General features: G+C 63.1%; 7 protein-coding genes. 6 read left to right on the forward strand and 1 reads right to left on the reverse strand.

The genetic code is table 11. From position 1 onward, the window contains the following. Window positions 1–26 precede the first annotated feature (26 nt). From ACIP02_RS23825 to ACIP02_RS23840, 4 genes are all read left to right on the forward strand, one after another. Window positions 27–2,177 (forward strand): TonB-dependent receptor, encoded by a 2,151-nt coding sequence (locus tag ACIP02_RS23825; RefSeq protein ID WP_400621460.1) that lies wholly within the window; start codon window positions 27–29, stop codon window positions 2,175–2,177. A gap of 368 nt (window positions 2,178–2,545) precedes the next feature. Beyond that, the gene (locus ACIP02_RS23830; RefSeq protein ID WP_400621463.1) at window positions 2,546–3,187 is read left to right on the forward strand and encodes a hypothetical protein; all 642 of its coding nucleotides are present in this window, start codon (window positions 2,546–2,548) and stop codon (window positions 3,185–3,187) included. A 258-nt stretch (window positions 3,188–3,445) separates the two neighbouring features. After that, the gene (locus tag ACIP02_RS23835; RefSeq protein WP_400621466.1) at window positions 3,446–4,783 is read left to right on the forward strand and encodes an MFS transporter; all 1,338 of its coding nucleotides are present in this window, start codon (window positions 3,446–3,448) and stop codon (window positions 4,781–4,783) included. A 77-nt stretch (window positions 4,784–4,860) separates the two neighbouring features. Then, on the forward strand, window positions 4,861–5,040 hold the full coding sequence (locus ACIP02_RS23840) for a hypothetical protein (protein ID WP_400621469.1): 180 nt from the start codon (window positions 4,861–4,863) through the stop codon (window positions 5,038–5,040). A 10-nt stretch (window positions 5,041–5,050) separates the two neighbouring features. Here ACIP02_RS23840 and ACIP02_RS23845 read toward each other — a convergent pair whose 3' ends face one another. Beyond that, window positions 5,051–6,463 (reverse strand): amino acid permease, encoded by a 1,413-nt coding sequence (locus ACIP02_RS23845; RefSeq protein ID WP_400621472.1) that lies wholly within the window; start codon window positions 6,461–6,463, stop codon window positions 5,051–5,053. A 325-nt stretch (window positions 6,464–6,788) separates the two neighbouring features. Between ACIP02_RS23845 and ACIP02_RS23850 the strand changes: the two genes are divergently transcribed. Together ACIP02_RS23850 and ACIP02_RS23855 are read left to right on the forward strand one after the other, a co-directional pair. Next, the gene (locus ACIP02_RS23850) at window positions 6,789–8,213 is read left to right on the forward strand and encodes a PLP-dependent aminotransferase family protein (protein WP_400621474.1); all 1,425 of its coding nucleotides are present in this window, start codon (window positions 6,789–6,791) and stop codon (window positions 8,211–8,213) included. A gap of 419 nt (window positions 8,214–8,632) precedes the next feature. Further along, window positions 8,633–10,123 carry a methyl-accepting chemotaxis protein gene (locus ACIP02_RS23855; RefSeq protein ID WP_400621477.1) on the forward strand — a complete coding sequence of 497 codons (1,491 nt, stop codon included), beginning with the start codon at window positions 8,633–8,635 and terminating at the stop codon, window positions 10,121–10,123. Window positions 10,124–10,345: the final 222 nt, after the last annotated feature.

Below are 10,345 nucleotides of genomic sequence, written 5' to 3' on the forward strand. Positions count from 1 at the left end.
GACCTTTGCGTGGAAGACCTACCAACATGCTTCGCAATACTTCACTGGTGCTCCTGATAAGCACCTGCAACTTTGCCTGGGCGGACAACGCCGCCGTGGAACTCAGCGCCACCACCATCGACGGTGAACGCGAAAACGCCAGCGGCGTGCAACTGGACGAGCCGATCCGCACCGGCTCGCGCCTAGGCCTTACCGCGCGGGAAACACCCGCCTCGGTCAGCGTTTCCGACCGCCGCTTGATCGAAGAGCGCGGCGCCAACGACAGCCAGGACGTGATCAACGCCATGACCGGCGTCAACGCCTCGGCCAACCCCGGCTTTGGCGGCTTCGTCGCCTACCGCGGCTTCACCCAAAACCAGGTCACCCAGTTGTACAACGGCATCAACCTGGGCTACAGCAGCGCCACCCGGCCGGTGGATGCCTGGGTACTCGACCGTGTCGAACTGATTGGTGGGCCGTCCTCGTTCCTGCATGGCGCAGGCGCCGTGGGCGGCTCGATCAACTACATCACCAAGCTGGCCAGCCGCGACGCGCACATCATTGACGGGCGTATCCGCTACGGCAGTTTCGACGACAGCGAAGTGGCCTTCGGCATCAACCAGGCACTGGCCAGCAACCCCGCCGATGCGCGCCACTTCATGCGCCTGGACTTCAGCCGCGGGCACGGCAACGGCTATGTCGACCGCAACGAACGCAACACCGACAGCCTGGCCTTCTCGCTACTCAGCGACCTGGCACCCAACCTGACCCATACCCTGGCGCTGGAGTACCAGGAGGACCGTGAAGACAGCCCTTACTGGGGCTCACCGATCCTGCCCGGGCGCAGTACGATGAAGATCGACAAGCGCCGCCGCTTCGAAAACTACAACGTCGGCGATGGCCGTTATGAGCAGCGGGTGCGCTGGCTGCGTTCGATCCTCGACTACCAGATCAGCGACAGCACCAGCGTGCAGAACACCCTGTACCACTACAACGCCCAACGCGATTACCGCAACCTCGAACGCTACGCCTACACCACCAATGGCCAGGTAGAGCGCAGCAGCCCCTACCTGCAGCGCCACGACCAGAACCTGCTGGGCGACCGCATCGAACTGCGCCACGACAACCAGCTGTTCGGCCTGGCCAGCCAGTGGTCGCTGGGGCTGGATTACTCACGCATGCGCCAGACCCTCTACCCCACCTCCAGCAGCTGGACCGACGTGGTTGATGCCGACCACTTCGACCCCGGCAGCTTCGATGACATCCCCGGGGTGAATGCTGGCGTAACCAAGCAACGCCGCCACGTGGTGACCAACCGCGCAGTGTTTGCCGAGAACCGCCTGCAACTCACCGAGCGCCTGGCCCTGCTGACGGCCCTGCGTTACGACTACCTGGACATGGAGGTAACCAACTACGGCGCGGTGACGCCAACCTCGCCGGCGTATTTCGAACGGCGCTGGGAACCGCTGTCCGGGCGTATCGGCCTTACCTATGCGCTGACACCTTCGGCCAGCGTCTACGCGCAGTACAGCTCCTCTGCCGACCTACCGGCCGGGTCGCTGGCAGCGGCGACTTATTCCAACGTCGGCCTGTTCGACCTGTCCAAGGGTGAGCAATGGGAAGTGGGCAGCAAGTTCGACTTCCTCGACGGCCGCGGCGCGGCCACGCTGGCGCTGTACCAGATCGTGCGCAAGGACTTTGCCGTGCGCGACTCGAACGATGCCAACCTGACCGTGCAAGCCGGGCAGCAGACCTCCCGCGGTGTCGAGCTGTCCGGGCGCCTGCAGGTAACGTCAAAGCTGCTGGCCGAGGCCAACTATGCCTACGTCGATGCCCATTACGATGAGTTCAACGAAGCGGTCAACGGCGTGTCGGTATCGCGCAAGGGCAATGCGCCGGTGAATGTGCCTGCCAATGTTGCCAACCTGTGGCTGACCTACAGCTTGTCGCCGGCCTGGTCGGTGGGCGCGGACGGGCGCTACGTGGGCTCGGTGTATGCCGACAACGCCAACAGCCTCAAGGCCCCAGCCTACACCCTGTTCGGCGCGTTCGCCCGTTATCGGCTGGATGAACACACCACCTTGACCGGGCGGGTGCGCAACCTGACCGATGAGGTGTATGCCAAGCAGGCTTACAACAGCCAGTACTACATGGGGCCGCCGCGTACCTTCGAACTGGCGCTGGATATGCGTTTCTGAAGATCCTGCATAAGAATCCCTGCCAACACTGATACATGTAGGAGCGGCCTTGCGTCGCGATGGGCTGCGCAGCAGCCCCGGCAATTCGTGCGTCTGTGCGGAAACCTGGGGTTGCTGCGCAGCCCATCGCGACGCAAGGCCGCTCCTACAAGTCTCCACACAAACCACACAAAACCCTGAGCAGGCTCGATGATACGATTTACTCTCATTCAACCCGGCACGATGCCGACGCTCATCTCAAGGAAGTTTCTGTGTTCAGATGGTTTTCTCCAACAGTCGCAGCTGTTGCGCTAATCGCTCTGGCGGGTTGCCAAAGCCGGTCTACCTCCGAGGCAGACAAGCTGGCGCGCCAGGCATTCGTCAGCGACATGCAACAGGCCTTGAAACTGGGCATCGTCACGGCCGATACCGGCAAACAAATCGGCGTAGTCATGCTCGACGTCACCCTCGACCAGAACTCCGCGCCCATCGGCTGCAAAGCCCGCAAGGCACCGATGAAGTACGCAATGGTGCTGCCTGCCGAGCTGGTCCGTACGGACTTCAAGGCGTTGGCCAGCATGGTCGAGGCGCAATGCTGGAAAACCGTCTACCCCGTGATACCCAAGTCGCTTCGCGAAGAGGACGGTACGGCAAAGGTCCGCGCGCCGCTGTTCATCGAGCTGCCCGCTGCCGCGCAGGCACCGGACACCGCAAGGCGTCAGGCCAATGCCCAGCGTGAGTTCTTCTGGCAGCATCTGTTTCGCGATCAGCCGGTAAACAGCATCGGCAGGGCCTCGCTTTACTATGAGGCCAATGCGCAAGGCAAGGTTCAAGGTTGCCTGGTGCAAATCTATCCCCACCCCAACCGGCCGGACGATTTCCGACTCGATGGCCAACTGCAGGCCGAACTCAACCGCCGCTGCATGGCGCTGGACCTAGTCAGCCTGCCGGGCTTCAAGGCCGACGAGCACGGCCAGGCCAAAGGCTACAGCGAGTTGGAGTACGCCCCCTGGAAAGTCGGCCGGCTGTAAACCGTGGCAGCTCCATCGCCGGCAAGCCAGCTCACAGGATTACCGTTGCCCTGAAAATTGCGCGATACCTGTGGGCTGGCTTGCCCGGCGATGGGGCCATCATGGTCGGCCCATCACTGCGGTTGAATCAGGTATCCCGAGGTCGCCCTCGACAAAGCGCCCTGCAGCGCCCGGCTATCTACTGGCAAGCACAACAATGATGGCGCGGCCCGACCGCGCCACTCTCATCATGGCTGCCAATGGAACCGGAGCACCCACATGCCCACACCTCATGAGGTATCCCCCGCCACGCTGCGCCGGGTGATCGCCGCCTCGGCCATCGGCAACTTCGTCGAATGGTTCGACTTCGCCGTCTACGGCTTTCTCGCCACGCTGATCGCCAGCCAGTTCTTTGCCAGCGAAGACGCCAGCGTGGCCTTGCTCAAGACCTTTGCCGTATTCGCCGTGGCCTTCGCCCTGCGCCCGTTGGGCGGCATCGTGTTCGGCGCCCTCGGCGACCGCCTGGGGCGCAAGCGCATCCTGTCGCTGACCATTTTGCTGATGGCCGGCTCCACCACCCTGATCGGCCTGTTGCCAACCTACGCCAGCATCGGCCTCGCCGCCCCGGCGCTGCTGACGTTGGCGCGCTGCCTGCAGGGCTTTTCGGCCGGCGGCGAGTATGCCGGCGCCTGCGCCTACCTGATGGAGCACGCGCCCAATGACAAACGGGCCTTCTATGGCAGCTTCGTGCCGGTTTCGACCTTTACCGCGTTTGCCTGTGCAGCGGTGATTGCCTACGGCCTGGAAGCCAGCCTGTCGACCGAGGCGATGAATGCCTGGGGCTGGCGCATACCGTTCCTGATTGCCGCACCGCTGGGGCTGGTCGGCCTGTACCTGCGCTGGCGCATGGAGGAAACCCCGGCGTTCCGCGAAGCCGTGGCCCAGGGCAAGGAGCACGAGCATTCGCCGCTCAAGGAAACCCTGCGCCACCATGGCCGGGCGATTCGCAACCTGGGCGCGTTCATTTCGCTGACTGCGCTGTCGTTCTATATGTTCACCACCTACTTCGCCACCTACCTGCAACTGGTCGGCAACCTGACCCGCGCGCAGTCGCTGCTGGTAACCACCGTAGCCCTGCTGTTTGCCGCCATCTGCTGCCCGCTGGCAGGGGCATTCTCGGACCGGGTCGGGCGGCGCAAGACCATCGGCTTTACCTGCCTGTGGGTGATGCTGTGCGTGTTCCCGGCGTACTGGCTGGCCAGCTCGGGCTCGATGGCGGGCGCGCTGCTGGGGGTGATTCTATTGGCGGTGGGGGCGTTGTGTAGTGGTGTGGTCACGGCGGCGCTGCTGTCGGAGAGCTTCCCTACCCGCACCCGCTACACCGCTTCGGCGATTACCTACAACGTGGCGTATACGCTGTTCGGTGGTACCGCGCCGCTGGTGGCGACCTGGCTGATCGGGCAGACCGGCAGCAGCCTGGCACCGGCGTTCTACCTGGTGGTGATTGCGCTGGTGGCGTTGGTGGGTGGGTTGGCGTTGCCGGAGACTTCGCGGATTTCGCTGCATGATGAGGCGGGCGTAGAGGGCGTCCGCCAAGGCGTTCATCGCTCGGTGTGAAACCCTGGGGCTGCCTTGCAGCCCATCGCCAGCAACAGGGTCGGAACTGACCACCTGTGCCTGAAGTCAGTCCATGTATGCGCACGCCCCTGAGAACCTACATCGCCCTCGCCATCCTGGCCTTGATCGCCGCTGCGGCGCTGCTCGGCTCGCCATGGATGAACCAGCGTTTCCACATGCCCGCCGAAAAACACCAGGCGCAACAACGCGAAACGGCCGGGTCCCCAAGGGAGCCGGCCGTTTCCACACACAATTAGCGCTTAGTGCTTAGTGCTGCTTGCTGCCAGAGCGGATCTGGTGCACCACACCCATCGCCACCACGATTGCCGCGGCAATACCGGTGGAGATTACCAGGATCTGGTAGTCAGGCATGAAGGCCATGGTCACCAAGGCTGCCACGATGAAGGCGATCACCAGGTAGGTCAGCCAAGGGAACAACCACATCTTCAGGCGCACTTCTTTGCCCTCGGCGATCAGCTTGCGGCGCATGCGCAGCTGCGAGAAGGCAATCACCAGGTACACCAGCAAGGCGATCATGCCAGTGGTGTTCATCAAGGTGTCCAGCACGTCTTTCGGGCGCAGGGTTTCGCTGAAGTTGATCAGCGCACACACCACGGCCACGGCGCACGAGCCCATGATCGCGTACACCGGTACACCGGTGCCGGCACGGGTAATCTTGAAGAACGACGGCGCGTCGCCACGCTGGGCCAGGGAGAACAGCATGCGCGAAGCGGTGTAGTGGCCCGAGATCAGGCAGCTGCTCACCGAGGTCAGCACCACGAAGTTCATCAGCAGCTCGGCATACGGCACGCCCAGCAGTTCCAGGGTACGGCGGTAGGCGCCATAGCCGGAAACGCCCAGGTGCGGGTCGTTCCACGGTACCAGGCAGACGATCAGGAAGATCGAGCCGACGTAGAACAGGCACACACGCCAGACCACCGAGTTGGTCGCCTTGACGATCTGCGCAGCAGGGTCCTTGGCTTCGGAAGCGGCGATGGTGACGATTTCGGCACCGAGGAAGGCGAACATCACCCCGAGCAAGGCACCCACCACAGTGGTGATGCCATTGGGCATGAAGCCTTCGGCGGTAAGGTGGCTGATGCCACGCACTTCACCGAACTGCCATACGTTCATGACCGCAGCGGTACACACGATCAGGAAGCAGACGATCGCGATCACCTTGATCAAGGCGAACCAGAACTCGAACTCACCGTAGTGCTTGACGTTGAAGAAGTTGACGGTAATCAGCAGCAGGGTCGTGGCCAGCACGAACACGTTGACGCTCACATCGGGGAAGAAACCGTGCAGGATCTTGCCCGCCACATAGGCTTCCCAGGCCATCAGAATGACCCAGTACCACCAGTACAGCCAGCCGATGGTGAAACCGGCCCAACGGCCAATGGCGCGGTCGGCGTAGGTGGAGAACGAGCCGGTGTCTGGCGAGGAAGTCGCCATTTCACCCAGCATGCGCATGATCAGCACCACCAGAATGCCGCCTGCCAGGTAGGCCAGGACAGCGGCTGGGCCGGCGCTGTGGATCACGCTGCCGGAACCGACGAACAAGGCGCCGCCAATAACCCCGGCGATCGACATCATCGTCAGGTGGCGCGACTTCAGCGAGGCACTGAGCTTGCTCTCGTGCCCGCTTTTCGCGGTGGTGGTTGTGGATGTTGCGTCCATCAGTTGTGTACCCCGTGCTTCTTTTTATCCAAGGAAAACCGTGAAACCCCGATGGCTGGCGGTTTCACCTGTACATCAGTGCTAATGCGGGCAGGATGGTGTGAGCAAACACACGCAGGCCCTCCATGGCGGCCTGCTGACGCGCCCGAAGGTTTGCCCTTCGAACGAACTGAACATGCTTTATGTGGCGATATCCGACACCTAATGTAAAAATGTCCGACGCAGAGAGCCATGCACAGTGGCATGAATCTCGCACTGCACTGTACAGGTCGCCCATGCAATACACCCTGCAAATGCCTGGCGATACGCACCCTGAAGGCCCCGAATGTTCGAATTACATCCAGACTCCTCGACCCCGTTGGTGAACCAGATCATCGACGGGCTGCGCGAGGCGATCGACAACCAGACCCTCAAGCCTGGCGCCAAGGTCCCGTCGATCCGCGCCTTTGCCGCGAGCTATTCGGTGAGTACCTTCACCGTGGTCGAGGCCTACGACCGCCTGGTCGCCCAAGGCCTGCTGGTGAGCCGGGGCAATGCGGGGTTCTTCGTCAACCGGGCCGCAGGCGAGCTGCTGGAACAGCACAACGCCGAGGCCGACACCACCCGACCAACGTTCAACTCCGAATGGTACCTGCAACAGATCTTCGAGATCCGCCAGTTGCCATTCAAGCCGGGCTGCGGCTGGCTGCCCAACGACTGGATGTACGAAGAAGGCCTGCGCCGCGGCTTGCGCCAAGTGGCTGGCAGCCCGCTGGAACTGTCGGGCTACGGCGACCCCATGGGCCTGCTGGAGCTGCGCGCCCTGACCGCGCAGAACCTGCAGCAGGAACTGTCGATCGTCGCCAACCCGGCGCAGCTGATGCTGACCCATGGCGCCAGCCAGGCGCTGGACCTGGCGGCGCGCACACTGGTACGCCCGGGTGATGTGGTGCTGGTGGACGACCCGGGTTACCCGAACCTGATGAGCATCCTGCGCACCCAGGGCGCGACCCTGGTCGGCGTACCGCGCACCCCGGCCGGCTACGACCTGAACCAGCTGGAGCAACTGCTCACCCACCACCGCCCGACGGCGTTCTTCACCCAGCCGCACCTGCACAGCCCGACCTGCTCGCGCACCCCGCTGCCACAGCTGCACCGCCTGCTGCAGCTGGCCAGCCAGCACGGCTTCCGCCTGGTGGAGAACAACCTGTACGCCGACATGGTCGCCGAGCCGCAACCGTGCCTGGCCAGCCTCGACCACCTGCAGCAAGTGGTATACGTGGGCAGCTACTCGAAAAGCATTTCGCCCAATGTGCGGGTCGGCTACATGCTGGCCAACCCCGAGCTGATGCAGAAGCTGCTGCACCTGAAAATGCGCTCGGGCCTGACCACCTCGCAGGTGATGGAGCGCGTGGTGTATGCCGCGATCATCGACGGGCGCTGGCGCAAGCACCTCAAGCGCCTGCGCCAGCGGCTTGCCGAGGCGCATCAGGAAGTTGGCCGGCATTTGCATCGATTGGGTTTCGAACTGTTCATCGAATCGGACGAAGGCATGTACATCTGGACCCGCCACCCGGCGATTCCGGACAGCGCCGCATTGCTGGATGATGCGTTGGAGAAAGGCATCATGCTTGGGCCTGGGCAGCTGTTCATGGTGGATGCCAAGGCGACCGGGTGGATGCGCTTCAATGTGGCGTTCAGTACCGATCCTGCGATGTGGGAGTTGTTGGAGAAGGTGCTGGTGAAGCATGTGCGGCGGGGTGGGATGTAGTTCGCCGCAACCTTTTCAGCGCCTGTGAGATCGAGCGCCGCCCGCGCGGCGCTTCGCGGGGCAAGCCCGCTCCCACATCTGTTTCGGGCCAGTCACTTCTGTGAGGCCTCCTCTGCCGCCTTGTTGGTTCCATTCGATATTGAAGGTGGCGCTGCTCTTTTTCGATTTACAGCCATGCACCCAGGGTGCGCGCGCCAAAGGCACAGGAATAACTGGCCCGAAACAGATGTGGGAGCGGGCTTGCCCCGCGAAGCGCCGCGCGGGCGGCGCTCGGTCTCACAGGCTCTGAAAACCTCAAGGCAGGCTCTTGTCAGCCATACCACTCCCCCAAGCCGTCCTCCTCGCATCCATTCGCATACCCACCCTGGCGCGATGATGGCAAACGGCTACGCTCTCCATGACCCCATGGAGCCCCGCGCATGCCCCACGCCCCTCGCTTTTTCGAACACTATCGTAAAGCCGACCGGATCATGCTCGGCCTGATCTGGCTGATGTTCATCTTTTCTCTGGCCCTGGCGCTCTGGCACGACACTTTCATCCAGGCCTTCATTGTCGGCGGCGGCACCAGCGTGGCGCTGACCGCGCTGTACCAGGCCCTGGGTGGCAAGCGCCTGATGCGCTGCTGCCTGGCCTTTGGCCTGATGGTCATGGCGGCCTTGCACATCAACCAGGCCGAGGGCGTGATCGAATCGCACTTCGGTATCTTCGCCCTGCTCGCGGTACTGACCTTCTACCGCGACTGGCTGCCGATCCTGGTCGCGGCAGCGGCCATTGCCGTGCACCATGTGGTGTTCCATGTGCTGCAACACCAAGGCTACCCGGTGTACGTCATGGCTCACCATGGCGGCTGGGCAATGATCTTCGTGCATGCCTTCTACGTGGTGATGGAAACCGTCGCCCTGCTCTACCTGGCCGTGCACAGCCGCCGTGATGCCGACGAAAGCCAGGACATGCTGGACAAGATGCTCGCCACCACCTCGCAATTCACCGCCGAAACCACTGCCGATACGGCCGCGCATGTCTCGCTGGCGCAACGCTTCGACCGCTTCCTCACCCAGATCACCGACCTGGTCGATGGCGTGGTCCGCGATTCGCAAGGCCTGGGCGAGCTGGGCCAGGAACTGGCCAAGACCAGCACCACCCTGGAGAAAGGTGCCCAGCACCAGCTGAACGAGATCGCCCAGGTTACCGGCTGCATGCAGCAGATGGGCAATGCCATGGGCGATATCGCCATCCACGTCGAACACGCCGCCGAACATGCCGGCCAGGCCAGTGACCAGGTCAGCCGTGGCCAGGCCAGCGTCGAACGGGCGCGGCTGGAAATCGTCCAGCTGGCCTCAAGGCTGCAAGGCACCAACGACACGGTCGAGGTACTGGCTGGCCAGGCCGAGCAGATCGGCAGCGTGCTAGAGGTGATCAGCAGCATTGCCGAACAGACCAACCTGCTGGCCCTGAACGCCGCTATCGAAGCCGCCCGCGCTGGCGAGCAAGGCCGGGGCTTTGCCGTGGTTGCCGACGAGGTGCGCAACCTGGCCAAGCGTACGGCCGTGTCGACCCAGGAAATCAGGACCATCATCCAAGCCTTGCAGCAAGGCAGCCGGCAGGCGGTCGAGGCCATGCATCACAGCCGAGAGGGGGTAGAGCGCTGCGTCGAGGACAGCCAACTGGCGGTGACGATGTTGCAGGCGGTGAGCGGTGATATTGCACATATCGACGCACTTAACGGGCGAATCGTGACGACTACTCGCGAACAGTCGGCGGTGAGCCAGGAGATTGTCGGGCGCTTGCAGTCGGTACAGGGGATTGCCCAAGGGACGGCGCAGGATGTGCAGGCGCTGGCGTCCAGCAGCCGGCGGTTGCCGCCGATTGCTACCCGGCTGGATGCGCTGGGGCGAACGTTTCACCCTTGAGGCCGCGCTGGCCTCTTCGCGGACATGCCCTAATGCCAGTCAGTTAAGGCTACTGGGGCTGCTGCGCAGCCCATCGCAGGCAAGCCAGCCACACCGATTGCACTGATCTCAAGCCATGCGCCGTACCTGTGGGAGCAACTGTCTTTAAGGGTTTATTTTCAAACGATCCTTTCAGGCATGGCTTCGCTGGCGATACCGCAGAGCGGTGTCGCCGGCGAAGCC

The organism is Pseudomonas sp. NPDC089408, from assembly GCF_044749445.1.
Taxonomy (GTDB): Bacteria; Pseudomonadota; Gammaproteobacteria; order Pseudomonadales; family Pseudomonadaceae; genus Aquipseudomonas.